This is a genomic window from Streptomyces sp. NPDC021749 (assembly GCF_040640655.1).
Classification (GTDB): Bacteria; Actinomycetota; Actinomycetes; order Streptomycetales; family Streptomycetaceae; genus Streptomyces.
Genome location: NZ_JBFACE010000002.1, coordinates 265,698 through 289,454, shown reverse-complemented (window position 1 = coordinate 289,454; position 23,757 = coordinate 265,698). Strand labels below are relative to the sequence as shown.

Here is a 23,757-nt window from a genome sequence, read left to right as displayed (position 1 = left end):
GCCTCGGCCCCGGCGACCCCTCCCTGATGACCGTACGGGCCGTCGAGGTCATCGCCGAGGCCGACGTCATCGCCTACCACAGCGCCCGCCACGGCCGCTCGATCGCGCGCTCCATAGCGGCCGGGCACCTGCGCGCCGACCACATCGAGGAGGCGCTGGTCTACCCGGTCACCACCGAGTCGACCGACCACCCCGGCGGCTACCGCGGTGCGCTCGACGAGTTCTACGAGGAGGCCGCGGCGCGCCTGGCCGCGCACCTCGACGCCGGCCGCACGGTGGCGGTCATCTCCGAGGGCGACCCGCTCTTCTACGGCTCCTACCAGCACATGCACAAGCGGCTCGCGCACCGTTACCCGACCGAGGTGGTCCCCGGTGTCACCTCGGTCAGCGCCGCCGCGGCCCGTCTGGGGAAGCCGCTCGCGGAGGCCGACGAGGTCCTGACGATCCTCCCCGGCACGCTGCCGGAGGAGGAACTGACCGCCCGTCTGGCCGCCACCGACACCGCCGTCGTCATGAAGCTGGGCCGCACCTTCCCGACCGTCCGCCGCGCCATGGAACGCGCCGGGCGCCTCGACGAGGCGCACTACGTCGAACGCGCGACGATGCCGGGCGAGCGCACCGCCGACCTCGCCGCGATCGACTCGGACACCGTCCCGTACTTCTCCGTCACGGTCGTCCCCAGCCGCATCGCGGCGCAGACCGCAACGCCGCAGCCGCCCGAGTCCCCGGCGCCCGAACAGGAGGCGGACGAGGTCGGCGCGGTCGGCCAGGCAGACCATGTCGACGAGGTCGGCCAGGCAGGCCAGGTCGGCGAGATCGGCGAGGTCGGCGAGATCGGCGAGATCGGCGAGGTGATCGTCGTCGGCACCGGCCCGGCAGGCCCCCTCTGGCTCACCCCGGAATCCCGCGGCGCCCTCGCCGCCGCCGAGGACCTGGTCGGCTACACCACCTACCTGGACCGCGTCCCGGTACGCCCCGGCCAGCGCCGGCACGCCTCCGACAACAAGGTCGAGTCCGAACGCGCCGAACTCGCCCTGGACCTGGCCCGACGCGGCCGCCGGGTCGCCGTGGTCTCCGGCGGCGACCCCGGCATCTTCGCCATGGCCACAGCAGTCCTGGAAGTGGCATCACAGGACCCGTACCTCTCGGTCCCCGTACGCGTCCTCCCCGGCGTCACGGCAGCCAACGCCGCCGCCGCCCGCGCCGGCGCCCCCCTCGGCCACGACTACGCGGTCATCTCCCTCTCCGACCGCCTCAAGCCCTGGGAGGTCATCGCCGAACGCCTCCACGCCGCCGCCTCCGCCGACCTGGCCCTCGCCCTCTACAACCCCGGCTCCCGCAGCCGCACCTGGCAGGTCGGCAAGACCCGCGAACTCCTCCTGGAACACCGCGCCCCGGACACCCCGGTCATCCTCGCCCGCGACATCGGCGGCCCCGAGGAGTCCCTCCGCACGGTCCCCCTCGCCGACCTCGACCCCACCCAGGTCGACATGCGCACCCTCCTCATCATCGGCTCCTCCCAGACCCAGGCAGTACGCCGCGGGGACGGCACACAGGTGGTGTGGACGCCGCGGAGGTATCCGGAACAGCGGTGAGGACCCGGATGCCCGTAAGCAAGCTGCGGTTCGCGCTCGGGGGGGCGGACCGCAGCTTCTGCTCAAAGGTCTCCAGGACGCAGGTCACTTGGACCAGTAGGGGTCCCGCACGTCCGGGGTGTAGTCGGGGCCGCCGCTGGGAGCCTCGGGGAATTTGTCGCCTTCTTCTCCCAAAATGTCACCGCTCGGACCATCAGACAGCGCACCGACGCTGGCACCGATATAGACCTCACCAGCGCCACCGACCTTGAGTGTCACGATGCGGCCATCTGCAGCCGTAGCAGATATCGAAGGCTCGCGGGGATTCGAGTCACGAAGCTTAAACCCCACTTTCGCCCAGTGCTTGTAGACGACCGTGAGCAGCTCTTTCAGCTTCGGCTTCGAAATCTTGGTGCGCACATAGCGGTCCCGGTAAACGCTCACTTCCCCGTTCGACATATTGGTGAACGAGTTTCTGCGTTCCGACATATGAGCCGGGCCATCTCGCCATTTCATCCGGGGACGTACCGCATGGAGCGTGTCATCCAAAACAGAGTCGACGCGCTTCACCGCCTGATCGACGTTGAGGGTCGGGTCCGGATCACTCTCCCCCAGGACTGAACACCCACAGAGGAGACTGGGCACGAGCACAACGCTAGCGGCTGCCACGAGGCACTTCCATCGACTCATCACCTTTACCCCCTTCCCTGGAAAGTAACCTTTTCTGGATGACCGGCCACAATGGCACCCACATTATGCAGGGACGCACCGCCCTCAGGCTTGAAGTAATTGGAATGGGAATCCATTGGCTTTTCCCTGGCCAGCGGCCGCGCGCAGCGTAGCTGGGTCGACTTTATTGGTCGACACACTTCCCCCGATTCCCCGTTTTCCATTTTCCGTTTTCGTCCAGCTCATGCCGTCAAACCTGGTCTGGAGCCACGCCCTTCGAACGTCCTCCTGGGGTTTGACGGCCCGTCACCATACGTGATGACCAGTGCCGCCGCCCCGCCAGCGCATGATTCGGCCAAACCTCTGCCGGAAGGCTTCGGCCGGGCTCGTCATGCCCCCGCAGCCAGGGGCCCCCGCCGGCAGATCACACACCGGTCCGTGCCGTCCCATTCCTCCCAGCCGAAAACCGCAGGGGCGAGAGAACGACCCTCCAGTTCTTCACGCACGGCCACGCGGTAGGCCCAGACCGCTTCGAGGTAGGGGTGATACACGTCGTGGAAGGCCCGTGAGCTGTGCCCGCCTCCCTCCGCCACGACTCGCTGGAGCGCCCGCAGCCGCTCGAACATGGCCTGGCCCGCGCCGGCGACGGCCGTGCTCGCATCGATGAACAGCCGCTCGCGCACCTCGTGGATCGCCGCGTCGGTCAGCGCCGCACGCGCGGCGGCGCCGGGGTCCGCCTCGGCCTCCGGCTCCTGGGCGATCTTCCGGAGCCGCGCGTGGCACACCCCGGCAGCGGCGATGAACTCGATATAGACCGCCCGCCGCCGCTCCGCACTGCTACGGGCCTTCTCATGCCGCTGCTTGAGCTGATCCGCGAGCACGGTGCCGGTGATGGCGATCAAACCGCCGCTCACCGTCGCGACGAGCGTCCCCCAGTCCACGCGTCCCCCTTCACGCTGCCTATGAACGACGACCATGCGGCAGCCGGGAAGCGGAGCGCCGGGCCGTCCGGGTCCTTGCTGTCACGGACGGGGACGACGCCGGGGAAGTCATCGGCTACCTCGACGCAGTTGTCGGCTCCCCCGTCGCTGTAGCTGCTCTTGCGCCACACCGTGCCGCTGCGGCCAGGCAACGCCGTCATAGCCGAACATCCTTCACCGTCGCTATGAACGACGACCATGCAGCAGCGGGGAAGCACAGCACCGGACTGTCGGGAACCTTGCTGTCACGGACGGGGACGAGGCCCGGGAAACCATCGACGACTTCGATGCAGTTGTCATCTCCGCCATCGCTGAAGCTGCTCTTGCGCCATGTCACGCCAGCCAGGTCGAGCGTCGTCTTCATGGGCTGCTCTCCTCCACCAACTGCTTGATCAGCGCTAATGAGTCACGGGGCGACAGCGCCGCATCTCGCAGGTGATCGTAAGACAGTCGGTAACGCTGGACCTCTTCCGGATCCTCGATCAGTTCACCCGATCCGTTGCCCTCCAAGTAGGCAACAGCACTGTCGTCCGCCATCCACAGAAGCGCGAGCGGGGCACCCGCCAAGCGTTGTACCCCGGCAGAGAACGGAAGCACCTGAATCGTGATGTTCAGCTCTTCGGCGGCCTCCGCGATTCTGGCCAACTGGCCATGCCACACTGCAAGATCAAGCACGGGACGCCGAAGGACCGACTCGTCGAGAATGAACCGCACGCTGGGCGCCGGGTTGCGGCGCAAGAGCTCCTGCCTGCCCATGCGGGCCGCAACGCTCTCCTCCAGCTCGTCACCGCTTATAGGCGTCGGCCCCATCGACAACGCGAGCCGCGCGAAGTCCTCGGTCTGCAGCAAGCCAGGGACGATCAACGAGTACTTGTGAATGATCGTGGCCTTCGCCTCGTACCGCATGAACTCGCGGTACCGGTCCTTGAACGCCTCCAGCCGCGCCAGCCTCCACAACCGGACGAGCAGTTCTCCCGTCCCGTGGACCCGGTCGAGCGCCTCCATGACCGGCAGCTTCGAGAGGCGTTCGCCGGTTTCCAGGCGGTGCAGGTACGTGCGGTCGTAGTTGGTTTCCTCGGCCAGCTGGGCCAGGGATTTCCCGGCGACCTCGCGTAACCGGCGGAGTTCGCAGGCGAGGACCCAGCGGGCGGAATCCTCGTTCTCGGAATTCTTTTCGACCATCCCCACTCTCCCTTTGTTGCCCTTTCCCACGGCAACGCCCACCTGCTTTCGCAAGCGGTACCGCATCCACAACTCTAGGGACTGGCAAGGGCGTTGGCATCACCCGCCAGGATTCGAACCAAGTGGGAGGAGAAAGAGATGGTGGAAGGCAGTCGGGCGGCGAGGACGATCAAGGATGCGGAGGAGGCGCGGGATGAGTTGCGGGCGGCGTTGAAGCGTGCCGGGGTGACTCTGCCCTCGTTGGCGTTGGACGGGGTGTCGGTGGCGGGGGATTTTCCGCGGCCGCTCCTCGACCTGGGGCGTTGTACGCCGCAGACCGCGCGTCGGCTGGCCGAGGCGTTGCGAGGGGAGGCTCGGTGAACGAAGAGAAAGAGCCCGAGCCGACGCGCGAGCCGATGCGCGAGCCGATGCGCGAGCCGGAGCGCGGGGCGCGGAATGCGGAGGCCATGCGGCGGCGGATAGTGCAATTGGTGGAACGAGTGCGGGAAGCGAATCGATTCAGCGTTCGTTGGCCTCGGTGAAGAGGCGCCGGAGCCATGCCACTGCCTCGGCCGGAGTTTCCGCTTCCGGAATTCCGGACGGGGCCGGGGGGCGGCGGACTACGACGACCGGAATGCCGGCCTCGCGGGCTGCGGTCAATTTGGGGGCCGTTGCGGTCGCGCCGCTGTCCTTGGTGACGAGGACGTCGATGCGGTGGGTGCGGAGCAGCTCGCGCTCGCCCTCCAGCGTGAAGGGGCCGCGGTCCAGGACGGTCGTCATCCGGGGCGGGTGCGGCGCGTCCGGGGCGTCCACGGAGCGGACGAGGAACCAGAGGTCGGTGAGGTGGGAGAAGTGGGCGAGGCCCATGCGGCCTGTGGTGAGGAAGATGCGCGACCCGAGGGCAGGGAGCGCCCCCGCGGCCTCCTCCAGGGAGGTGACCTGGTGCCAGGTGTCGTCGGGGCCCGGTACCCAGCCGGGACGGCGGAGCGCCAGCAGGGGAACATGGGCGGTGGCGGCCGCTTCGGCCGCACTGAAACTGATCGTGCCGGCGAAAGGATGGGTGGCGTCGATGAGCGCGTCCACCGCGTGCTCCCGCAGCCAGCGGGCGAGGCCCTCCGGGCCGCCGAAACCGCCGATGCGCACCTCCCCCTCGGGCAGGCGCGGCGCGGCCACCCGCCCGGCCAGCGAGGTCGTCACGCGCAGGGACGGCTCGGGGGCCAGCGCGGCGGCCAGGCGGCGGGCCTCCGTCGTGCCGCCGAGGACGAGTACGTGGCGTGGCGGGCGGGCTGCGTCGAGCATGGGATGTGGGTTCCTCCGTGGGTGAAGCGCAACGGCAGGGTACGGGGCGGCCGGACGACGGGGCACCCGCGGGAGACCCGGCACCGGCGGGAGAGCAAGCACCCGCGGGAGACCCGGCACCCGCGGGAGAGCAAGCACCCGCGGGAGACCCGGCAACGCCAGCGGCAGGCCCGGCGGCAGCGGGAGACCGGGCGCCAGCCGGAGGCCGATCCGCCGCACGCGAGCAGGCCGCCGCCGGAGGGCGGAGTGCGCAGCTTGCGCACACGGGGTTGCGGCACGGGTGGACGACCGGGGCCTGTGCGACGGCGGCCAGCGCGGCCGCGTACACCGCGCTGCTGACCGGCGAGTTCCCCGACCCGGTGACGATCACCCTGCCGAAGGGGCAGACGCCGTCGTTCGCGTTGGCGGTGGAGGAGCTCGACGCCTCCACGGGCAGCGCCATGGCCGGGGTGGTCAAGGACGCGGGGGACGATCCGGACGTGACGCACGGGGCGTTGATCCGGGCGCGGGTGCGGAGCCTGCCGCCCGGTTCCGGGGTGGTGTTCCGGGCCGGGGCCGGCGTGGGGACGGTGACCCGCCCCGGGCTGCCGCTGGACGTCGGCGAGCCGGCGATCAACCCCGTGCCGCGGCAGATGATGCGGGAGCATCTGGGGGAGGTCGCGCGGCGGTACCGGACGGGGCCGGCCCCCGAAGAAGGCCGCGAACCCGACGTCGAGGTGGAGATTTCGGTCGATCACGGGGAGGAACTCGCCCGTAGTACGTGGAATCCGCGGCTGGGCATCCTGGGCGGGCTGTCGATCCTGGGAACCACGGGGATCGTGGTCCCGTATTCCTGCTCGGCGTGGATCGACTCCATCCGGCGTGGGGTGGACGTGGCGCGCGCGGCGGGGCGTACGCATGTGGCCGGCTGTACGGGATCGACGTCGGAGAAGGTCGCGGTCGCCCTGCACCACCTGCCCGAGGACGCCCTGCTGGACATGGGGGACTTCGCGGGGGCGGTGCTCAAGTACGTGCGGCGGCACCCCGTGGACCGGCTCACGATCTGCGGCGGGTTCGCCAAGCTGTCCAAACTGGCGGCCGGGCATCTGGATCTGCACTCGGCGCGGTCCCAGGTGGACAAGGGGTTCCTCGCGGAGCTGGCCCGGGAGGGCGGCGCGGACCAGGCACTGGCGGAGGCGGTGGCCGGGGCCAACACGGGCCTCGGCGCACTGCAGTTGTGCGCGGCGGCCGGGGTGCCGCTGGGCGACTTGGTGGCGGCGCGGGCGCGGGACGAGTCGCTGGCCGTGCTCCGCGGGGCGCCGGTGGCCGTCGACGTGATCTGCATCGACCGGGCGGGGATGGTGGTGGGCCGGGCGGAGCCGCGGGGGCCCGGGGCCGGCGGCGGGCGCCGCTGACGGCGGACGGGCCCCCGCGGCACACGCCCGTGGTCTTCAGTGCCTGGCGCGGAGGACGTCCTTGCGTCCCGCCTGGGCGGCGTCGCGGAAGCGGTAACCCATGCGATCCGCCACGCAGTCGGGGCCGTTGGTCAGGCTGCCCAGGGCCGTGCCGAGGGCGCAGGTGGCGAGCCGTAGGGGGCTCTCGCGCATCCAGTCCGTGCGGTACCGGCGCTCGCTGGTCCGGCCGTAGTCGCGCAGGCCCGTGCTGGGGTGCGTCCGGGCCGCCGTGTCGGTGGTGCCGCCCGCCGGTGCGGGGTCGGTCTTCGGCCGGGCGCTTGCCTGGTGCGCCGGGGCGTCGGCGGCGGCGGTGCCGCCGGCGAGGGTGAGCAGGGCTGCGGCGGCGACGGATCCGGCGGCCAGTCTCGTGCGGGTGCGGGTGCGCATCGTGGGTGCTCCTTTGCTCGGGTGCCGCGGGCTTCCCTTGGTCCGCGCGTGTCCACGTTCCTTACCGGTCCCCGACGGGCCGGTAACGGACATTCACCCCGATGCGGTCATATGATCAGTCGGACGCCCCAGGCCCGTCGGAGAGGGGCCGCGGCGTGCCGTCGCACGGTCCGTGCGGGCGTTCGCGGTCCGCGGAGTACAGATGGCTGTCGCGGAACTGCTCGGCGCCCAGCGTGCGGCCGACCATGATGACCGCGGTACGGACCACGCCCGCGGCCTTCACCTGGTCCGCGATGTCGGCGAGGGTGCCGCGCAGAACGAGCTCGTCGGGGCGGGAGGCCATGGCGACGACGGCGGCCGGGCAGTCCGCGCCGTAGTGCGGCAGGAGTTCGGCGACGACCCGGTCGACGTACATCGCCGCGAGGTGGAGGACCAGCAGTGCACCGCTGCGTCCGAGGGTGGCGAGGTCCTCGCCCTCGGGCATCGGGGTGGCGCGCTGGGCGACGCGGGTGAGGATGACGGTCTGGCCGACGGTGGGCACGGTCAGTTCGCGCTTGAGCGCGGCGGCCGCGGCGGCGAACGCCGGGACGCCCGGGACCACCTCGTACGGCACGCCGGCCGCGTCCAGGCGGCGCATCTGCTCGGCGACGGCGCTGAAGACGGACGGGTCACCGGAGTGCAGCCGGGCGACGTCGTGGCCCTCCTCATGGGCGCGGACCATCTCGGCGGTGATGGTGTCGAGGTCCAGTTGCGCGGTGTCGATGAGCCGGGCGCCGGGCGGGCACTCGGCGAGCAGTTCGCGCGGCACCAGGCTGCCGGCGTAGAGGCAGACCCCGCAGGAGGCGAGCGTGCGGGCGCCGCGGACGGTGATCAGGTCGGCGGCACCGGGGCCGGCACCGATGAAGTGGACGGTCATGGCGGTTCGGTCTCCTCAAGGAGGCGGGCGGTACGGGGGTGGGGGCCGCGGAGTTACGGCCGGTCTGCGGGCGGTCTGACCGCCGCCCACTGGGTCACCGGCATCGCCTGCCGCCAGCCCGTGAAGCCGCCGACCGGGGCCGCATGGGCGACCGCCAGCCGGACCAGTTCGCCGCCGTGCCGTCGGTAGCGGTCGGCGAGCAGCGCCTCGGACTCCAGCGTCACCGTGTTCGCGACGATCCGGCCGCCCGGGGGCAGCGCCTCCCAGCAGGCGTCCAACAGGCCGGGGGCGGTCAGCCCGCCGCCGATGAACACCGCGTCCGGCGTGGGAAGTCCGGCCAGCGCGGCGGGCGCGGGGCCGTGGACGACGCGCAGCGCCGGGACGCCGAGGGTGCGCGCGTTGCGGCCGATCCGCTCGGCCCGCACGGGGTCGCGTTCGACGCTGACCGCGCGGCAACTACGGTGCGCGCGCAGCCACTCGATGGCGATGGAGCCGGAACCGCCGCCGATGTCCCAGAGGAGTTCGCCGGGGGCGGGGGCCAGCGCGGCGAGGGTGGCGGCGCGGATGTGCCGCTTGGTGAGCTGGCCGTCGTGCTCGTAGGCGGTGTCGGGCAGGCCGGGGACGGTGGAGAGCGGCGCGGTGCCGGGCTCCCGGACGCAGTCCAGCGCGATGACGTTGAGCGGGTCGGCCGGGGCGTCCCACTCGGCGGCCACGCCCTGCGTCAACCGCTCGCGTTCGCCGCCGAGTTGCTCCAGTACGCGCATCCGGGTCGGCCCGAAACCGTGCGCGCGCAGGAGGGCCGCGACCTCGGCGGGGGTGCCGGCGCCGGCGGACAGGACGAGCAGCCGGTGGCCGTCGTAGAGCGCACGGGCGAGGTTCTCGACGGGCCGTCCGACGAGCGTGACGACCTCGGTGTCCTCGACCGGCCAGCCGAGGCGGGCGCACGCGTAGGAGACGGAGGAGGGGTGCGGCAGCACCCGGAGCCGGTGCCCGGCGCCGCGCTCGGCCAGCGCCTCGGTCAGCGTCCGCCCGATCCCGTAGAACATCGGGTCGCCGCTGGCCAGGACACACACCCGGCGCCCGGCGTGCGCGGCGAGCAGCCCGGGGACCGCGGGACGCAGCGGCGACGGCCAGGGGACGCGCTCACCGGGGCACTCCCCGGCCGGCAGCAGCGCGAGCTGACGCGCACCGCCGATGACCACCTCGGCCGCCCGCAGCGCCTGCTGCGCGGCCCCGGTAAGACCGTCCCAGCCGTCGGCGCCGATCCCGACGACGGTGAGTGCCGCCGTTCCCGAGGAGGGTGCGGAAGCGGCCGATGCGGACGGTGCGGGGCTCACTGCCGATTACCTCTTGCCTCTCGCCTCGGGACCTGGGGGCGTGTCGTACGGGAGCGGAAACTCTACTGACCAGGGTGGGCGGGGCGGGCGTGGGGGCGGGCCGGGCGGCCCCGCCGGCCGGGCGGACGCGCCGACCGCGCGGGCAGGCGGACCGGACGGTCGGGGTCCGTTCGGTGCTTCTGCACGTTCGCGCTCACACCGCTCTGACCTGGGACGATACGCCGTTCGACGGTAATGACAACGGTCACCGGTGCAGCCTTTGGATCTTTTGTCGAAGTGCTGTTTGCTTCGCAACGAGGGGACCGGAGGAAGGAGCGCCATGACCGAGCACGCGCACCGTCATGCGCACGGCCACGGGCACAGTCACAGCCATGCGCACGGGGTGGCGGCGGACGCGGACCGGCGGTGGCTGCGGGCCGCGCTCGGTCTGCTCACCGCGTACATGGCGGTCGAGGTCGCCATCGGCGTGCTGGCCGGGTCGCTGGCGCTGATCTCGGACGCCGCCCACATGCTCACCGACGCGGTCTCGATCCTGCTGGCCCTGATCGCGATGCGGCTGGCGGCGCGGCCGGCGCGCGGCGGCTACACCTACGGGCTCAAGCGCGCCGAGATCCTGTCCGCGCAGGCCAACGGCATCACCCTGCTGCTGCTGTCGGTCTGGCTGGCGTACGAGGCGGTGCAGCGGCTGATCTCCCCGCCCGCGGTGGGCGGGGCGATGGTCCTGTGGACGGCGCTGTCCGGGATCGTGGTCAATCTGATCTGCACCTGGCTGCTGTCCAAGGCCAACCGCTCCAGCCTGAACGTCGAGGGCGCCTACCAGCACATCCTCACCGACCTGTTCGGCTTCGTGGCCACCGCGCTCTCCGGTCTCGTCGTGCTGACCACGGGCTGGGAGCGGGCCGATGCGATCGCCACGCTCGTCGTCGTCGCGCTGATGCTGCGGGCCGGTACGGGGCTGGTGCGGGAGTCCGGGCGGATCTTCATGGAGGCCGCGCCGGCCGGGCTGGACCCGGACGCACTGGGCGATCGGCTGGTCTCCCAGGACGAGGTCGTCGAGGTGCACGACCTGCACATCTGGCAGATCACCTCCGGGCAGCCGGCGCTCTCCGCGCACATCCTGGTGGCCCCCGGCGGTGACTGCCACAAGGTGCGCCGCGGTCTGCAGCGGCTGCTGAGCGGTGAGTACGGCATCACGCACGCCACGCTCCAGGTCGACCACGTCGGCGAGCAGACCGAGGCGGGCGAGGTGCTGACGCTCGGTCCGCGGCCCGGGGCGGGGGCGGAGCCGCCCGCCGCCCCCGACCACTGCGAGGACGCCCACGGGCCGGTCCACCGGCCGTGGCCGCACCGGCACTAGGCGCAGGGCCGGTGGGCACGCCCTCACTCGGGTGAACCCGTGGCGGTGGCGGGCCGCATGACGACGGTCGGGGGCGGCGCGGTGCTCCGATGGCGGCATGAGAACACCCGTTGTCTGCGCGCTGCTGTGCGCCGCCACGTTCCCCGGCCCGTCCGCCGCCGCGCAGGACGTCCGCGCGCACGCCCCGCAGACCGCGCAGGCGCCGCCCGCCGTCTCGGTCACCGTCGCGGTGACCGACGGGACCGACGACGCCGAGGCGGGGCGGCGGCTCGACTACCGCGTGACCGTGCACAACCTGGGCGCCGATGACGTCCACGGGGTCCGGGTCGAGCAGCGGATGCCCGCCACCACGACCTCCGTGACCGCGCCCGACGGCGTCGTCGAGGGGCGCGGGACGGGGGAGCACAAGGTCACCTGGCACGCCGACCTGCCGGCCCACGACATCCAGGTGTTCACCGCCGAGGCCATGCTCGGCGACCGTCCCGGCGGTGCCGCCACCGCCGCGCCCGGCACCCTGCGGGCGGCCGCCACCGCCTGTGTGTACCTGGGCGGTTCCTACGCCCCGGTGGCGTGCTCGGGCGATGTGGACGACCTGCCGGAGTCCCGGGCCGAGGACGCGGCCGGCGGCGGTGGCTGGGCGTGGTGGGCGATGGCCGCCGCGGCCGCGGCGCTGCTCGGTCCGGGTGCGGTGCGGGCGGTGCGCCGCCGTCGGACGGCCGGCCCGGGCGCCACCGGCTGAGCCCGCCGCCGTCGGCCCGAGCACACCATGAAGAGCTGAGCTCACCCATTGGCACCGGTCCCGGTCGCGGGCGCCGGGCGTTCGCACTTGCCTGGAAGGTGGTCGCCGTGATCGCCGTGCAGGAAAGGACAGGACGCAATGCCAGCGAGCGCACCCGTACGCCTGGGCGGGCGGGTGACGGAGGGGGACGGGCCGCCGGCCGGGCCGCGGTGGCCGGGGCGGGCACTGGCCGGCGGGGTGCTGCTGGTCGTGGGGGCGCTGCTGCTGCCGCTGAGTCTGGCCGCCACCTGGGCGCGGTCCCGACTGACCGAGACGGACGGCTATGTGGCGGCGGTGGCGCCGCTGGCCGGCAACGCGGCCGTGCAGAGGGCCGTGGTCGACGATGTGACGGACGGGGTGATGGCGCACGTCCGGATCGACGGGCTGCTGAAGGCCGTCACCCCCGCCCGGCGACCCGCGGTGCGCCGCCATTTCACCCGTGGCATCCGGGAGTTCGTGGCCAAGCAGGTGCGGCAGGTGGTCACCGGGCGCGGCTTCCCCGCCCTGTGGAAGGGCGTCCACCGGTCCGCGCACCAGACGCTGGACGGCAGCCTCGCCGCGCCCGGCGACGCCCGCTCCCCGGTCACGCTCGATCTGACCCCGGTCGTGGAACGGGTCCGCCGTCAGGTGGCGCACAACGGCATGGGCCTGGACCTGCTCCGCCGGGTGCCGCGGTCCGGGGTGGAGATCGTGCTGCTCAAGGCCCCCGACGTACCGCGGCTCCGGGCCGGCTACGAGCTCGTCCGCAGAGGAGCGCTGCTGCTGCCGCCGGCCGCCGCGCTGTGTCTGGGCGGCGGGCTGGCACTGGCGCGGCGCCGCCGCCGGGCACTGGTCTGGGCCGGTACGGGCTGCGCGGCGGCCGCCGCCCTGCTGGCCGTGGCGCTGGCGCTGGTGCGCGGCCGCACGCTGGCGGCGCTGCCCGCGGTGGTCTCCCGGCCGGCCGCGGGAGCGTACGCCGATGCGCTCACCGGACCGCTGCGCACCGGCGTCTGGCTGCTGGTCGGGGCGGGGGTGCTCACCGCGGTGCTCGCCGCGGCCGGGCCGCCGGCGGTCCGGGCCTGGCGGAAGCGGGGCCGGCGGAAGCGGGGCTGACGGAAGCGGGGCTGACGGAAGCGGGGCTGACGGAAGCGGGGCTGACGCCCGGCCGGGGCGCTCAGATGGTCAGGACGGTTTTGCCCTGGGCGCGGCCGGTGCGGCTGGCCTCCAGGGCCTCGGCGGCCTCTTCCAGGGGGACCTCGCGGCCGACCAGGACCGTCAGCCGGCCCGCGTCGACCTGCCCGGCCAGGATCTCCAGGAGCTGCGGCGAGGGGCGGTTGACGAAGTTGAAGCCGCGCAGGTTCTGTTCGGTCAGCTCGTCCGCGTCCGCCGAGCCGATCAGGGAGACGGCGGTACCCCCGTCGCGTACGGTCCGGGTCAGCTCGGCGAACTCGGCGGGGCCGCCGATCATGTCGATCAGCACGTCCACGCCGTCCGGGTGGGCCGCCAGGACCTGGTCGGCGATCGGGCCCGCGGTGTGGTCGACGGTCTCCGCGGCGCCCAGCGTGCGCATCAGCTCCGCCTTCGCCGGGCGGGCGGTGGCGATCACCTCCGCGCCGCGGCCGGCCGCCAGCTGGGTGGCGAAGGTGCCGACGCCGCCGGTCGCCCCGACGATCAGCACCCGCTTGCCCTCGCCGATCCGGGTCTCCTCGACGAGGTTGTACGCGGTCATGCCGGCCGTCGGCAGGGCCGCGGAGGTCGCGTAGGTGACACTGCGGGCGGCGTGCGCGATGCGGTTCTCGTCGGCGAGGGCCAGTTCGCAGTACGAGCCGCCGCCCCGCTCCGGCCGCTGGAACTGGCCGAACACCGCGTCGCCGATGGTGAACCGCCGTACGCCGGTGCCGATCGCGAGCACCTCGCCCGCCCCGTCCGTGCCGAGCACCAGGGGGAAGGCCACCGGAACGGCGTCGCCGAACATGCCGTCGGCGATCTTCCAGTCGACGGGGTTGAGTCCGGCGGCGGACAGCCGCACCAGGACCTCGCCCGGCCCTGGTTCGGGCTGCGGCAGATCCATGAGCTGCGGCTGTTCACCGAATGCGCTGACTGCTACGGCTCTCATCGTGGCGTTCCCTTCCACCCTTCCGACCGGTGGCCGGAGTGGATCGTAAGCACGCCGGTGCGGCCGGACGCGGCAGGAGGGGAGGCGGTGCGGCGGAAGCAACTCGTACGGCCCCCGGGCCATGCCCCCAGCCGGGCCGGGGCATGCCGCCAGCCGGGCCATGCGGCCAGCCGGGGACCACCGCACCGCCGGCCGGGGGCCGCCGCGCCGACCGGCTCCAGCGCGGTGAATTCCCGGGCCCGCGGCGTCGCGGCGGAAGACGTCTGCCTCGCGGAGAGGTGCCCCTCGGGTACACATGACGCCATGCGCGTTCTGGTGGTGGCGGATGAGGAGTTCCTCGCGGAGATGGTCGCTGCGGGCCTGCGCCGCGACGCGATCGCCGCGGAGGTCGCCCCCGGCGGCCGGGAGGCGCTGGCCACCCTGCGGCTCGGCGCGTACGACGTGCTCGTCCTGGACCGCGATCTGCCCGGTCTGCACGGCGACGCCGTCTGCCGGCAGGTCATGGAAGAGGGCCTGCCGACCCGGGTGTTGATGCTCACCGCGTCCCGCACGGTCCACGACCGGGTGGAGGGCCTGGGTCCGGGCCTGGACGCCGACGACTACCTCACCAAACCCTTCGCGTACGAGGAACTGCTCGCCCGGGTGCTGGCGCTGGGCCGGCGGACCCGACCCGCGCTGCCGCCGGTCATCGAGCGGGCCGGTGTCACCGTGGACACCGCCCGGCGGCTCGCGCTGCGCGACGGCCGGCCGCTGCCGCTGTCCCACCAGGAGTTCGGGGTGCTGGAGGTGCTGCTGCGCGCACAGGGCGCGGTGGTCAGCGGGGACGATCTGATCGAGGAGGTGTGGGAGGAGCACACCAGCTACCGCACCAACGCGGTCCAGGTCACGCTCGGCAAACTGCGCGCCAAGCTGGGGAACCCACCGGTGATCGAGACCGTACCGGGCGCCGGCTACCGGCTGCGCGACCGCCCGGAGCCGGCACAGGGCCCGTACGAATGACCTTCTTGCCGCACCAGGCCGTGCAAGGACTCCAAGTGCCCAGATGACCTGGTCGCCCAGATGACCTGGTCGCCCACGTGACCCGATTGCCCGCATGACGCGAAGGGGCGCGAGCAGCGGGATTCAATGGCCCAATGATCCGGTTCGAGTCGGTCACCAAGCAGTATCCCGACGGCACCACCGCCGTGGACGACCTCTCCTTCGAGGTCGAGGAGGGTGAGCTGGTGACCCTCGTGGGGCCGTCCGGCTGTGGCAAGACGACGACCATGATGATGGTCAACCGGCTCATCGATCCCACCCGCGGACGGATCTTCGTCGACGGCTCGGACATCGCCGGCGTCGACCCCGTCCGGTTGCGCCGCCGGATCGGCTACGTCATCCAGCAGACCGGCCTCTTCCCGCACCGGACCGTCCTCGACAACACCGCCACCGTCCCCTTCCTGACCGGCTGGAGGAAGGCCACGGCACGGGCCCGGGCCGCCGAACTCCTGGACCTGGTCGGTCTGGACCCGGACGTCTACGGCCCGCGCTACCCCGACCAGCTCTCCGGCGGCCAGCGCCAGCGCGTCGGGGTCGCCCGGGCCCTCGCCGCCGATCCGCCCGTCCTGCTGATGGACGAGCCGTTCGGCGCGGTCGATCCCGTCGTCCGCGAGCGCCTCCAGAAGGAGTTCCTGCGGCTGCAGGCCACCCTGCACAAGACGGTGCTGCTGGTCACCCATGACATCGAGGAGGCCATCCGGCTCGGCGACCGGATCGCGGTCTACGGGGCCGGCCGGATCGAGCAGTACGACACCCCCGCCAGCGTCCTGGGCGCCCCCGCCACCCCCTACGTCGCCGAATTCGTCGGCACCGACCGGGCGTTGAAGCAGCTCTCGGTCACCGGGATCGACCGCGGCGACCTCGAACGCCCGCCGTTCGCCCGCCTCGGCGAGCCGGCGTCCGAGGCCGCGCAGCGGCTACGGTCCGAGGGCGCGCGCTGGGCGGTGGTGCTGGACGAGGACGGCGAACTGCACGGCTGGGTGGGGGCCGAGGAACTGGCCGGCGCCGGGGGCACGGTCGCCGGGCACGCCCGCCGGATGGAGGCGTGGGTGCCGTTCACCGGCACGTTGAAGGCCGCCTTCAGCGAGATGCTCAAGCACGATGCCGGCTGGATCGCGGTCCTGGACGGCCACCGCTTCCTCGGCGTCCTCACCCCCACCAGGCTCCACGAAGCGCTGCGCCGCACCATCGACTCGGACGGGCGGGGCGTGCCGCGGGACCGGGCGAAGGTGGACTCGGTACCGACGCAGTGAGGTCGGCGGTGCTGTTTCACGTGAAACCCCGCGGGGGGTGGCGGAGAACGGGCCGGGTTTCCCCTGAAACGCCGTGTCGCGGGGCAGGGCGTCCGTTTCACGTGAAACACCCGGCCGTCGCCGCCCGCCCCCGCCTCAGCCCTTCGGCAGCAGCCCCTTCTTCTGAAGGTAGGTTCGCGCCACATCCGCCGGCAGGCGTCGCCAGCTGTCCACCTGCTCATTGAGATGTGCCAGGTCAGCCGTGGTCAGGACCTTGTTGAGGCGGTTGAGCGCGGCGGCCGGCCGGGCGCTGCCCGCGCGGGCGCGGTTGACGACGGGCAGTACGTAATCGGCGTTCTGCAGCTTCTTGTCGTCGGTGAGCACCACCAGCCCGAACTGGTCCAGGGTCGCATCGGTGCTGGTGGTCAGCACCATCTGGTCCTGCCCGTTCTGCACGGCCTGCTTGGCCGGGGTGGTGCCGACGCCCTTCGGGTCGACGGCGGTGAGGTCGATGCCGTACTTCTTCCGCAACCCGGGGGCGCAGAACGGCCGTTGCACACACTCCTCGCCCGCCGCGAGACGCACCGGCAGTGCGGCGCGGCCCAGGTCGCTGAGGGTCTTGAGGTGGTGCCGGCGGGCGTACGCGGCGCTCACCGCGAACGCGTTCTGGTCCACGGCCCGACCGGGCGGGAGCACGGTCAGCCCCCGGGGCCCGGCCAGCCGGTGCAGTGCGCGCAGCGTCGCACCGAGGTCGGGGGAGGCGACCGGGGGCGCCTTGGAGCCGTGGTCCTTGGCGTTGAGCCAGTCCGCGAAGGTGGCCGCGTACTCGGGCACGATGTCGATCTGGCCGGCCTCCAGCGCCGGTTCGTACAGCTCGCGGTTGCCGACGGTGAGGACACGGGTGCGGTATCCGGCGTGTGCGAGCAGTGCGGCGTACATCTGGGCGAGCAGCTCGCTCTCGGTGAAGCCGGCCGAGCCGATCGCCAGGTCCCGGCTGTCCCCCGGCGAGGCGGTGATCCGGGAACGCGTCTCCAGGGAGGGGCCGGTGCCGCAGCCGGTGAGCACCGGCAGCGCGACCAGGCCCAGCGCCATGAGGGCGGCCGCCGCCCCGGCCCTCACCGGCCCCGCCCCCGCGCCCAGCCGCCCGGCGCATACCGTTCGGCCAGCTCGAACCCGGCCTCCATCAGCAGGGCGAACACCGCGACCAGCACCGCACCGGCGACCACCTGCGGGGTGCTGGCGAGGCTGAACCCCGCGGTGATGATCCGGCCGAGCCCGCCGCCGCCGACCAGCGCGGCGAGCGTGGCGGTCGCGACGAGCTGGACCGCGGCGATCCGCACACCGGTCAGGACCAGCGGGAAGGCGAGCGGCACCTCGACCCGCCACACCAGCTGCACCCCGGTCATCCCCATGCCCTGCGCGGCCCGCACCACGTCCCGGTCCACCTCGCGCATCCCGACGTACGCATTGGTCAGCAGCGGCGGAACGGCGAACAGCACCAGCGCGATGACCGTCGGCCACTGCCCGTGCCGGCCGATGGGGGTGAGCAGCAGCAGGACCAGGACGGCGAAGGTCGGCACGGCGCGGCCGACGTTGGCGAGGTTGACGGCCAGCGCCCCGCCGCGCCCGAGGTGTCCGAGGGTCAGCGCGACGGGCAGCGCGATCAGCGCGCTGATGACCAGGCAGGAGAAGGTGAGGACGAGGTGCTGGGCGAGGCGGTGCCAGACGCCGTTCTCCCCCGACCAGTTGGCGCCGGTGGTCAGCCAGTCCCAGACCGCGGAGAGGGTGTTCACGTCCGCCGTCCCGAGGTCGCCGCGACCGGCTGGGTGCGCCCGGCTGCGGCACGGGCCCGCCGCCGTGCCCGTCGTCCCCGCGCCGCACGGCCCGCCCGCCGCCAGGGCGTGAGCAGCCGTTCCGCGCCGAGCAACAGCAGGTCGAAGGCGATCGCGATCAGCACGCACAGCACGGACGCGGTGAGCACCTGCGCCTTGAAGAAGGAGTTCATCCCGGCGTAGATGAGATTGCCCAGCCCGCCGTAGCCGACGATCGCGCCGACGGTGGTGAGCGCCACCGTCGAGACCGTCGCGATCCGCAGCCCGGCCATCGCGGCGGGCACGGCCAGCGGCAGTTCGACGGTCAGCAGCTGGCGCAGCGGCCCGTAGCCCATGCCGCGGGCGGCGTCCCTGGCCTCGGCGGGCACGCCGTTCAGCCCGGCCAGGAGGTTCCGCACGAGCAGGGTGAGCGAGTACAGGGCCAGCCCGACCACGACGAGCGTGGCGGACAGCCCGTAGACCGGCAGCAGCAGCGAGAACATCGCCAGCGACGGGACCGTGTAGAGGACCGTGGTCACGCCGAGGACCGGCCCGACAGTCCACCGCCACCGCCGGGCCAGCAGCGCCAGCGGCACCGCGACCAGCAGCCCGAGCGCCACCGAGACGACGGTCAACTGGACGTGCTGGAGGACCGCGTCGAGCAGGATCTGCCGGCGGGTGGACAGGTAGTCGCCGCAGATCCACTCGTTACGGGCCAGACAGTCGTCCGGCGACGGTGCGGTCACGGTACGAGTCCACCCCGGCGGGATCGGGGTGTCGCGGCGGACGCGTCCGATCGTGCCGGGGACCCGCATGCGGCGTTCCCCCTCCCCTCTCTCCACCCCATGTATACACCCAGTGTGCACTACGTGTGTATAGTCGCGTCCGGCAAGGGGCGGCAGCCCCGCAATTCCGCCGCCCGTACCGCTTCTCGCTTCCGCTCACCACCGCCCGCACCGAAGAGAGCCGCGAAAAGAGCCCCGTATGCCGAAGCACTTCCGCACCGCCCGCCGCACGCACCACACCTCCATAGCCGGGCTGCTGACGGCCGCCTCCTTGGTCCTCGCCGTCAGCGGCTGCGCCTCGTACGACGTCACCGCACCGGCCGACGCCCGCGCCGACGCAGCGGACAGCGCCGCCGGAGCGAAGGACGGGAAGACCGAGTCCGACCGGAAGAACGGCGAGGGAACCCGCCGGACGGACCGTCAGGACGTCGACTGCCGCACGGCCAAGTGCGTCGCGCTCACCTTCGACGCGGGCCCCAGCGAGCACACCGCCCGCCTGCTGGACATCCTGAAGAAGGAGAAGGTGCACGCGACCTTCTTCCTGCTCGGCAAGAACCACATCGCGAAGCGCCCCGCCCAGGTACGGCGGATCGACGCCGAGGGCCACGAACTGGCCAACCACACCTGGTCGCACCAGATCCTCACCGAGATCGAGCCCGCCGAGGCCAAGCGCAAGCTGTCCCGCGTCCAGGACGCGGTCCGCAAGATCACCGGAAAGACACCCACCCTGATGCGCCCGCCGCAGGGCCGCACCGACGGAACGGTCTCCGAGGTCAGCAAGGAACTCGGACTGGCCCAGGTCCTGTGGAGCGTGACCGCCAAGGACTACCAGACCAACGACTCGGCACTGATCACCAAGCGGGTACTGGAACAGACCGGACGCGACGGCGTCATCCTGCTGCACGACATCTACCGGGGCACGGTCCCGGCCGTCCCCGGCATCCTCAAGGAGCTGAAGAAGCGCGGCTACACGATCGTCACGGTCCGGCCGGGCTCACGGCTCACGGCTCACGGCTCACGGCTCACGGCTCACGGCTCACGGCTCACGGCTCACGGCTCACGGCTCACGGCTCACGGCGACAACTCCCGCGCTGCGTCCGCGGTTTCGGGCTCGCTCAGCCCTGCGGACGCTCCGCCTCCACCCGCCGGCGGCCCTTGTCATCAGCCGTCCCCCCGGGGGCCTTGGCCGGTCCGGTCGGCTTCGCCGGGGCGCCGCCCTGGCCGGCCTTCGTCCCCGGCTTGCGCTGCGCCGGCAGCGGGACGGTGTCCTGCGGGAACGTCAGCTGCTGGCTCTGCCACTCAAGGGCCGGCACGACCTCGCGCCGCCAGGTCGTGAACTGGTGGCTGCCCTGCGGCAGGATGATCGAGTCCACCGTCATCGGCGGCTTGACCGCCTGGATGAACTTCATGGTGGCGCCGTAATCGGCCTCGCCCTTACGGCTGCTGGCGACCAGCACGGAAACCTGCGGCGCGGGAAGGTGCTTGAGCCGCCACAGCAGGTCGTGCTCGTGCTCGCGCTGGAGGCCCGCCGGGCCGGCGCCGAACAGGCTGCCGGTGGTCAGGTCGTCCTTGATCGCGTAGTCGCCCGAGAGCGAGACCGCCGAGGTGTACACCTTCGGGTTGCGCATCGCCAGCTGCAGCGAGCACGTACCACCCGACGAGTACCCGAACGCGCCCCAGGCGCTGGGGTCGTGGCCCACCCGGTAGGTCGCCTTCATCGCGTCCGGCAGGTCCTTGGTGAAGAACGTCTCCGCCTGCGGCCCGCCCGGCACGTCCACGCACTCGGTGTCCCGCGGCGGCGCGATCGTCGGCCGCACCATCACGATCACGGTCGGCTGCATCCGTCCCTGCGCGATCAGCCGGCCGGCGTTCTGCGGCACCTGCAGGTGCTGCGCGAGGTTCATGATCCCGCCGGGGTAGCCGCTGATGACGACCATGACGGGGAAGCGCTGCCGGCGGTACTGCTGCTGGAAGTACTGCGGCGGCAGATAGACGAACCCCGGGTTGATGGCCCGCGTGCGGCGCCCGATGATCCGTACGGACTCGACCTTGCCGACCCTGTCGGCGGGCCCCTTGGGCAGGCCGGTCACCCGGTCGAGGCCCTGCGGACCGGCCGGCTGGATCAGCCCGCCCTTCATGTTCCCGACCGACGCGTACTGCCCGCCGCCCTGGCTCACGGCCACCGGCGGCGCCTGCTCGTTGTTGCCCAGCAGCTCGTCCCAGTTGCCGTAGAACTCGAAGTTCGCATTCACGGCGAGCGCGAGCGCGCACACGATGGACACCTGGGTGACCACGATGGCGCCCAGCCTGCCCAGGACGGGTCGGATCCCGCGCCGCGACAGCCGGGGCCACAGCCACACCGTGGCGGCCACGCAGGCAATCGCCAGCACGATCACCGTGTATTCGAGCGACTGACTGGTCAGCCCCATGCGCCCACATCTCCCGTCACCCTCGGAAGGGTTCTTGCCTTCTAACGGCCGCCTAAGGCACAACGGGCGGCTCCGGACAATGGTCACCGGAGAAGACGGGCACACCTGCGCATCGGATACCTGAACGACCCAGTTCTTACTTACCTCTTGCCACATCGTTTCCGCGGCGTGATGTGCGAGCGCTTCCGAAGGCCCCACGGAGACCCCTCGGACCCCAGAGGTCCAGACCAACTCCCCCTCCCTCGCGGCCTTCCCGCACCGGTCCAGGGCACACGCCTCGTATGCGCCGTACGCGCCCTACGCCTCGTACGCGCAACGTGTCCGTCTTCCACAGGGAGTTCGTGGACAGGACTCGTCCTGCCCGCACGGATGTGATACTCCGGCGCCGTGCCCCAGCGATGTCCCGCCGGCCCCGGCCGGAACGGATCCGGAACCGGATCCGAAACCGGATCCGAAACCGGATCGGCCGCGAGCCCCCCGGACAGCCCGCGGATAGCCCACGTATGGCCCAGCACACGAGCCGCAGGGTCCCACGATGAGGCCGGTCCCGGCCGCTACGCTTACGTATCCGTCCTGGTCAGGGACATGTCCGCGCTTCTCGGACATACGCCGCACCGCACCCACCACACGCAAGAGAGGTTCGCCGATGGGCATTCGGAGTCTGCTGCGCAACGCTTTCGGTCGCTCCAAGGCGACCCGTGAAGAAACCGGCGCGGCATCCAGCAGCGCCGGCACCCCGGAATCCGCAACCATTCCCGAGGCCCGCGAGGAGTCCGCCCCGGCCGCGTCCCCCAAGTCCGCCGCCTCCGCCACGCCTTCCGAGGCCGAAGTGCCGGCCGCCCGCACGGCCCCCACCGAGCACCCGACCCCGACGACCGCCACCCTGCCCGCCCAGGGAAGCCCGGTGGACCGCGCGGCGACGCCCGTCCGGGAGAACGAGGAAGCGCCCCAGGCCAAGGACGACGACAAGCCCGAGGCCCGCGCCCCCGAGGCCGACACCGCCGCCTCCGACCTCGTGAGCCAGGCCTTCGACAACCCGGCGCCGGCCACCAAGCCGGAGCCGGCCACCTCCCAGGAGGAACCGCCCTCCCAGGAGGAACCGGCCGAGGCCCCGCAGCCCGCCACCGCCGAGGCCGAGGCCCCCACCGAACCGGCGGCCGAGACGGTCACCGAAGCCGTGACGCCCGAGCCGAAGTCCGACGACCAGCCGGAGGCGGAGACGAAGGCGGAGCCCGAGCCGGAGGCGAAGTCGGAGGCGGAGGCCGAGCCGGTCCAGGACGTGACGCCCGAGCCGGCCGCCGAGACCGAGGCGGAGGCCGCCCCGAAGGCGGAGGCCGCTACGGAGACCCAGCCCGCAGCGGAGACCGTGGCCGCCCCGAAGGCAGCGGACACCCCGAACGCCGAGGCCACCCCGGAACCGACGACCGAAACGGCGCCGGAGCCGACGGCCGAAACGGCAGCGGAACCGACGGCCGAAACGGCAGCGGAACCGACGGCCGAAACGGCAGCGAAGAGCGAGCCCACCCCGGAACCGGAGGCCACGAAGGAACCGGAGGCCACCCCGGAGCCGGAGGCCACGAAGGAGCCGGAAGCCACCCCGGAACCGGAGGTTGTGACGGACGCTCCGGTCGCGACCGCCCCGCAGCGGGACGGGATCCCCGACGCCCTCCTCCCCCTCCACGCCGCCGCCGGCGCCACCCTGGAGAAGCACGGCCTCACCACCCAGCGCGCCGTCGTCTACCTCGTCCTCGACCGCTCCGGCTCGATGCGCAACTACTACAAGGACGGCACGGTCCAGAACCTCGCCGAGCAGGCCCTCGCCCTCGCCGCGCACTTCGACGACGACCCCACCGTCCCCGTCGTCTTCTTCTCCACCGACATCGACGGCACCGCCGATCTGGACCTCGGCAATTACGAGGGCCGCATCGAGGAGCTGCACGCCGGCCTCGGCCACATGGGGCGTACGAACTACCACTGGGCCATCAACGCCGTCGTCGAGCACTACAAGAAGTCCGGCACCACCGCCCCGGCCTTCGTCATCTTCCAGACCGACGGCGCCCCGACCTCCAAGCCGGCCGCCGAAAAGGCACTCTGCGAAGCGGCGAAGCTGCCCATCTTCTGGCAGTTCATCGGCTTCGGCGACCCGGAGGCCAAGGGCTTCGACTTCCTCCGCAAGCTCGACGACCTGACCGTCCCGGAGAAGCGCGCGGTCGACAACGCCGGCTTCTTCCACGCCGGCCGCGAGCCCCGGAGCCTTTCCCACGACGCGCTCTACCAGCAGCTGATGGTCGAGTTCCCCGAGTGGCTCACCGAGGCCCGCACCGCAAAGGTCCTCAAGGACGGCTGACCCACCGCAGCAGCTCCCCCTCCGGCCGCGGCTGGGCCCCGGGCCCGGCCGCGGCCGCGTGGTTGACCGGGGCGGGCTCCGAAATCGCCATGGTCTGGATTCGTCGGTGACCCACGGGACGAGCCTGTC

23 protein-coding genes and 1 pseudogene are annotated in these 23,757 nt (G+C 72.4%); 10 read left to right on the top strand and 14 right to left on the bottom strand.

The genetic code is table 11. The annotated features are described in order from the left end of the window. Positions 1-26 precede the first annotated feature (26 nt). Positions 27-1,595 (top strand): precorrin-3B C(17)-methyltransferase, encoded by a 1,569-nt coding sequence (gene cobJ, locus AB0G35_RS03135; RefSeq protein WP_360943088.1) that lies wholly within the window; start codon positions 27-29, stop codon positions 1,593-1,595. Positions 1,596-1,679: 84 nt separating this feature from the next. Here the strand turns inward: cobJ and AB0G35_RS03130 are convergent, their stop codons facing one another. The 5 genes from AB0G35_RS03130 to AB0G35_RS03110 all read right to left on the bottom strand — a co-directional run bounded on the left by AB0G35_RS03130 (position 1,680) and on the right by AB0G35_RS03110 (position 4,405). Further along, on the bottom strand, positions 1,680-2,219 hold the full coding sequence (locus AB0G35_RS03130; protein WP_360942767.1) for a hypothetical protein: 540 nt from the start codon (positions 2,217-2,219) through the stop codon (positions 1,680-1,682). A gap of 413 nt (positions 2,220-2,632) precedes the next feature. Then, on the bottom strand, positions 2,633-3,184 hold the full coding sequence (locus tag AB0G35_RS03125) for a CchlQ (protein ID WP_360942764.1): 552 nt from the start codon (positions 3,182-3,184) through the stop codon (positions 2,633-2,635). Further along, the gene (locus AB0G35_RS03120) at positions 3,154-3,384 is read right to left on the bottom strand and encodes a DUF397 domain-containing protein (protein ID WP_360942761.1); all 231 of its coding nucleotides are present in this window, start codon (positions 3,382-3,384) and stop codon (positions 3,154-3,156) included. Before AB0G35_RS03120 ends, AB0G35_RS03125 begins: the two co-directional genes overlap by 31 nt. Beyond that, the gene (locus AB0G35_RS03115; protein WP_360942758.1) at positions 3,381-3,587 is read right to left on the bottom strand and encodes a DUF397 domain-containing protein; all 207 of its coding nucleotides are present in this window, start codon (positions 3,585-3,587) and stop codon (positions 3,381-3,383) included. Before AB0G35_RS03115 ends, AB0G35_RS03120 begins: the two co-directional genes overlap by 4 nt. Continuing rightward, positions 3,584-4,405: a helix-turn-helix transcriptional regulator gene (locus AB0G35_RS03110; RefSeq protein ID WP_360942755.1), complete on the bottom strand. Its 822-nt coding sequence runs from the start codon at positions 4,403-4,405 to the stop codon at positions 3,584-3,586. The genes AB0G35_RS03115 and AB0G35_RS03110 overlap by 4 nt, the downstream gene beginning before the upstream one ends. Positions 4,406-4,543: 138 nt before the next feature. Here AB0G35_RS03110 and AB0G35_RS03105 point away from each other — a divergent pair, with 138 nt between their 5' ends. Then, complete coding sequence (locus AB0G35_RS03105; protein ID WP_360942752.1) at positions 4,544-4,765, top strand: hypothetical protein; 222 nt, start codon at positions 4,544-4,546, stop codon at positions 4,763-4,765. Between the two features lie 138 nt (positions 4,766-4,903). Here the strand turns inward: AB0G35_RS03105 and AB0G35_RS03100 are convergent, their stop codons facing one another. After that, the gene (locus tag AB0G35_RS03100) at positions 4,904-5,683 is read right to left on the bottom strand and encodes a cobalt-precorrin-6A reductase (RefSeq protein ID WP_360942749.1); all 780 of its coding nucleotides are present in this window, start codon (positions 5,681-5,683) and stop codon (positions 4,904-4,906) included. A gap of 269 nt (positions 5,684-5,952) precedes the next feature. Here AB0G35_RS03100 and AB0G35_RS03095 point away from each other — a divergent pair, with 269 nt between their 5' ends. Continuing rightward, positions 5,953-7,077 carry a cobalt-precorrin-5B (C(1))-methyltransferase gene (locus AB0G35_RS03095; RefSeq protein ID WP_360942746.1) on the top strand — a complete coding sequence of 375 codons (1,125 nt, stop codon included), beginning with the start codon at positions 5,953-5,955 and terminating at the stop codon, positions 7,075-7,077. A 36-nt stretch (positions 7,078-7,113) separates the two neighbouring features. Here the strand turns inward: AB0G35_RS03095 and AB0G35_RS03090 are convergent, their stop codons facing one another. The 3 genes from AB0G35_RS03090 to cbiE all read right to left on the bottom strand — a co-directional run bounded on the left by AB0G35_RS03090 (position 7,114) and on the right by cbiE (position 9,756). After that, a complete protein-coding gene (locus tag AB0G35_RS03090) occupies positions 7,114-7,503 on the bottom strand; it encodes a hypothetical protein (RefSeq protein ID WP_360942743.1) in 390 nt (129 codons plus the stop codon). A 115-nt stretch (positions 7,504-7,618) separates the two neighbouring features. Continuing rightward, positions 7,619-8,419 carry a precorrin-4 C(11)-methyltransferase gene (gene cobM, locus AB0G35_RS03085; protein ID WP_360942740.1) on the bottom strand — a complete coding sequence of 267 codons (801 nt, stop codon included), beginning with the start codon at positions 8,417-8,419 and terminating at the stop codon, positions 7,619-7,621. Positions 8,420-8,472: 53 nt separating this feature from the next. After that, the gene (gene cbiE, locus AB0G35_RS03080; protein WP_360942737.1) at positions 8,473-9,756 is read right to left on the bottom strand and encodes a precorrin-6y C5,15-methyltransferase (decarboxylating) subunit CbiE; all 1,284 of its coding nucleotides are present in this window, start codon (positions 9,754-9,756) and stop codon (positions 8,473-8,475) included. A gap of 319 nt (positions 9,757-10,075) precedes the next feature. Here cbiE and AB0G35_RS03075 point away from each other — a divergent pair, with 319 nt between their 5' ends. The 3 genes from AB0G35_RS03075 to AB0G35_RS03065 all read left to right on the top strand — a co-directional run bounded on the left by AB0G35_RS03075 (position 10,076) and on the right by AB0G35_RS03065 (position 12,983). Next, positions 10,076-11,113 (top strand): cation diffusion facilitator family transporter, encoded by a 1,038-nt coding sequence (locus AB0G35_RS03075; protein WP_360942734.1) that lies wholly within the window; start codon positions 10,076-10,078, stop codon positions 11,111-11,113. 97 nt (positions 11,114-11,210) lie between these two features. Continuing rightward, positions 11,211-11,852: a hypothetical protein gene (locus AB0G35_RS03070; RefSeq protein ID WP_360942731.1), complete on the top strand. Its 642-nt coding sequence runs from the start codon at positions 11,211-11,213 to the stop codon at positions 11,850-11,852. A gap of 138 nt (positions 11,853-11,990) precedes the next feature. Next, positions 11,991-12,983: a hypothetical protein gene (locus AB0G35_RS03065; RefSeq protein WP_360942728.1), complete on the top strand. Its 993-nt coding sequence runs from the start codon at positions 11,991-11,993 to the stop codon at positions 12,981-12,983. A gap of 61 nt (positions 12,984-13,044) precedes the next feature. On the opposite strand, the gene AB0G35_RS03060 is transcribed toward AB0G35_RS03065, so the two are convergent. After that, the gene (locus AB0G35_RS03060; RefSeq protein ID WP_360942725.1) at positions 13,045-13,986 is read right to left on the bottom strand and encodes an NADP-dependent oxidoreductase; all 942 of its coding nucleotides are present in this window, start codon (positions 13,984-13,986) and stop codon (positions 13,045-13,047) included. Positions 13,987-14,289: 303 nt separating this feature from the next. On the opposite strand from AB0G35_RS03060, the gene AB0G35_RS03055 reads away from it, so the two are divergent. Continuing rightward, positions 14,290-14,985, top strand: coding sequence for a response regulator transcription factor (locus AB0G35_RS03055; protein WP_360942722.1), 696 nt, complete (start codon positions 14,290-14,292; stop codon positions 14,983-14,985). 134 nt (positions 14,986-15,119) lie between these two features. Further along, positions 15,120-16,277, top strand: a complete 1,158-nt coding sequence (locus AB0G35_RS03050) for a betaine/proline/choline family ABC transporter ATP-binding protein (protein ID WP_360942719.1) — start codon at positions 15,120-15,122, stop codon at positions 16,275-16,277. A gap of 135 nt (positions 16,278-16,412) precedes the next feature. Here the strand turns inward: AB0G35_RS03050 and AB0G35_RS03045 are convergent, their stop codons facing one another. From AB0G35_RS03045 to AB0G35_RS03035, 3 genes are read right to left on the bottom strand one after another with little or no spacing between them, the layout of a single operon-like run. Then, positions 16,413-17,348, bottom strand: a complete 936-nt coding sequence (locus AB0G35_RS03045) for an ABC transporter substrate-binding protein (RefSeq protein WP_360943085.1) — start codon at positions 17,346-17,348, stop codon at positions 16,413-16,415. Between the two features lie 23 nt (positions 17,349-17,371). Next, complete coding sequence (locus AB0G35_RS03040; RefSeq protein ID WP_360942716.1) at positions 17,372-18,049, bottom strand: ABC transporter permease subunit; 678 nt, start codon at positions 18,047-18,049, stop codon at positions 17,372-17,374. Then, entirely contained in the window at positions 18,046-18,813 is a 768-nt protein-coding gene (locus AB0G35_RS03035; protein WP_360942713.1) for an ABC transporter permease, read from the bottom strand. The genes AB0G35_RS03040 and AB0G35_RS03035 overlap by 4 nt, the downstream gene beginning before the upstream one ends. 238 nt (positions 18,814-19,051) lie before the next feature. On the opposite strand from AB0G35_RS03035, the pseudogene AB0G35_RS03030 reads away from it, so the two are divergent. Beyond that, a pseudogene (locus AB0G35_RS03030) lies at positions 19,052-19,837 on the top strand (polysaccharide deacetylase family protein); the annotation flags it as partial. 130 nt (positions 19,838-19,967) lie between these two features. Here the strand turns inward: AB0G35_RS03030 and AB0G35_RS03025 are convergent. Further along, a complete protein-coding gene (locus AB0G35_RS03025; protein ID WP_360942710.1) occupies positions 19,968-21,281 on the bottom strand; it encodes an alpha/beta hydrolase-fold protein in 1,314 nt (437 codons plus the stop codon). Positions 21,282-21,927: 646 nt separating this feature from the next. Here AB0G35_RS03025 and AB0G35_RS03020 point away from each other — a divergent pair. Next, positions 21,928-23,628, top strand: a complete 1,701-nt coding sequence (locus AB0G35_RS03020) for a VWA domain-containing protein (RefSeq protein WP_360942707.1) — start codon at positions 21,928-21,930, stop codon at positions 23,626-23,628. The last annotated feature ends 129 nt before the right edge of the window (positions 23,629-23,757 follow it).

Excerpts from the sequence above, each read along its gene's own strand:
- AB0G35_RS03070 (WP_360942731.1), top strand. The coding sequence starts at position 11,211 with ATGAGAACACCCGTTGTCTGCGCGCTGCTGTGCGCCGCCACGTTCCCC.
- AB0G35_RS03045 (WP_360943085.1), bottom strand. The coding sequence starts at position 17,348 with ATGGCGCTGGGCCTGGTCGCGCTGCCGGTGCTCACCGGCTGCGGCACC.
- AB0G35_RS03025 (WP_360942710.1), bottom strand. The coding sequence starts at position 21,281 with ATGGGGCTGACCAGTCAGTCGCTCGAATACACGGTGATCGTGCTGGCG.
- AB0G35_RS03050 (WP_360942719.1), top strand. The coding sequence starts at position 15,120 with ATGATCCGGTTCGAGTCGGTCACCAAGCAGTATCCCGACGGCACCACC.
- AB0G35_RS03020 (WP_360942707.1), top strand. The coding sequence starts at position 21,928 with ATGGGCATTCGGAGTCTGCTGCGCAACGCTTTCGGTCGCTCCAAGGCG.
- AB0G35_RS03075 (WP_360942734.1), top strand. The coding sequence starts at position 10,076 with ATGACCGAGCACGCGCACCGTCATGCGCACGGCCACGGGCACAGTCAC.
- AB0G35_RS03055 (WP_360942722.1), top strand. The coding sequence starts at position 14,290 with ATGCGCGTTCTGGTGGTGGCGGATGAGGAGTTCCTCGCGGAGATGGTC.
- AB0G35_RS03065 (WP_360942728.1), top strand. The coding sequence starts at position 11,991 with ATGCCAGCGAGCGCACCCGTACGCCTGGGCGGGCGGGTGACGGAGGGG.
- AB0G35_RS03115 (WP_360942758.1), bottom strand. The coding sequence starts at position 3,587 with ATGAAGACGACGCTCGACCTGGCTGGCGTGACATGGCGCAAGAGCAGC.
- AB0G35_RS03105 (WP_360942752.1), top strand. The coding sequence starts at position 4,544 with ATGGTGGAAGGCAGTCGGGCGGCGAGGACGATCAAGGATGCGGAGGAG.
- cobM (WP_360942740.1), bottom strand. The coding sequence starts at position 8,419 with ATGACCGTCCACTTCATCGGTGCCGGCCCCGGTGCCGCCGACCTGATC.
- AB0G35_RS03120 (WP_360942761.1), bottom strand. The coding sequence starts at position 3,384 with ATGACGGCGTTGCCTGGCCGCAGCGGCACGGTGTGGCGCAAGAGCAGC.
- AB0G35_RS03060 (WP_360942725.1), bottom strand. The coding sequence starts at position 13,986 with ATGAGAGCCGTAGCAGTCAGCGCATTCGGTGAACAGCCGCAGCTCATG.
- cobJ (WP_360943088.1), top strand. The coding sequence starts at position 27 with ATGACCGTACGGGCCGTCGAGGTCATCGCCGAGGCCGACGTCATCGCC.
- AB0G35_RS03110 (WP_360942755.1), bottom strand. The coding sequence starts at position 4,405 with ATGGTCGAAAAGAATTCCGAGAACGAGGATTCCGCCCGCTGGGTCCTC.
- AB0G35_RS03100 (WP_360942749.1), bottom strand. The coding sequence starts at position 5,683 with ATGCTCGACGCAGCCCGCCCGCCACGCCACGTACTCGTCCTCGGCGGC.
- AB0G35_RS03090 (WP_360942743.1), bottom strand. The coding sequence starts at position 7,503 with ATGCGCACCCGCACCCGCACGAGACTGGCCGCCGGATCCGTCGCCGCC.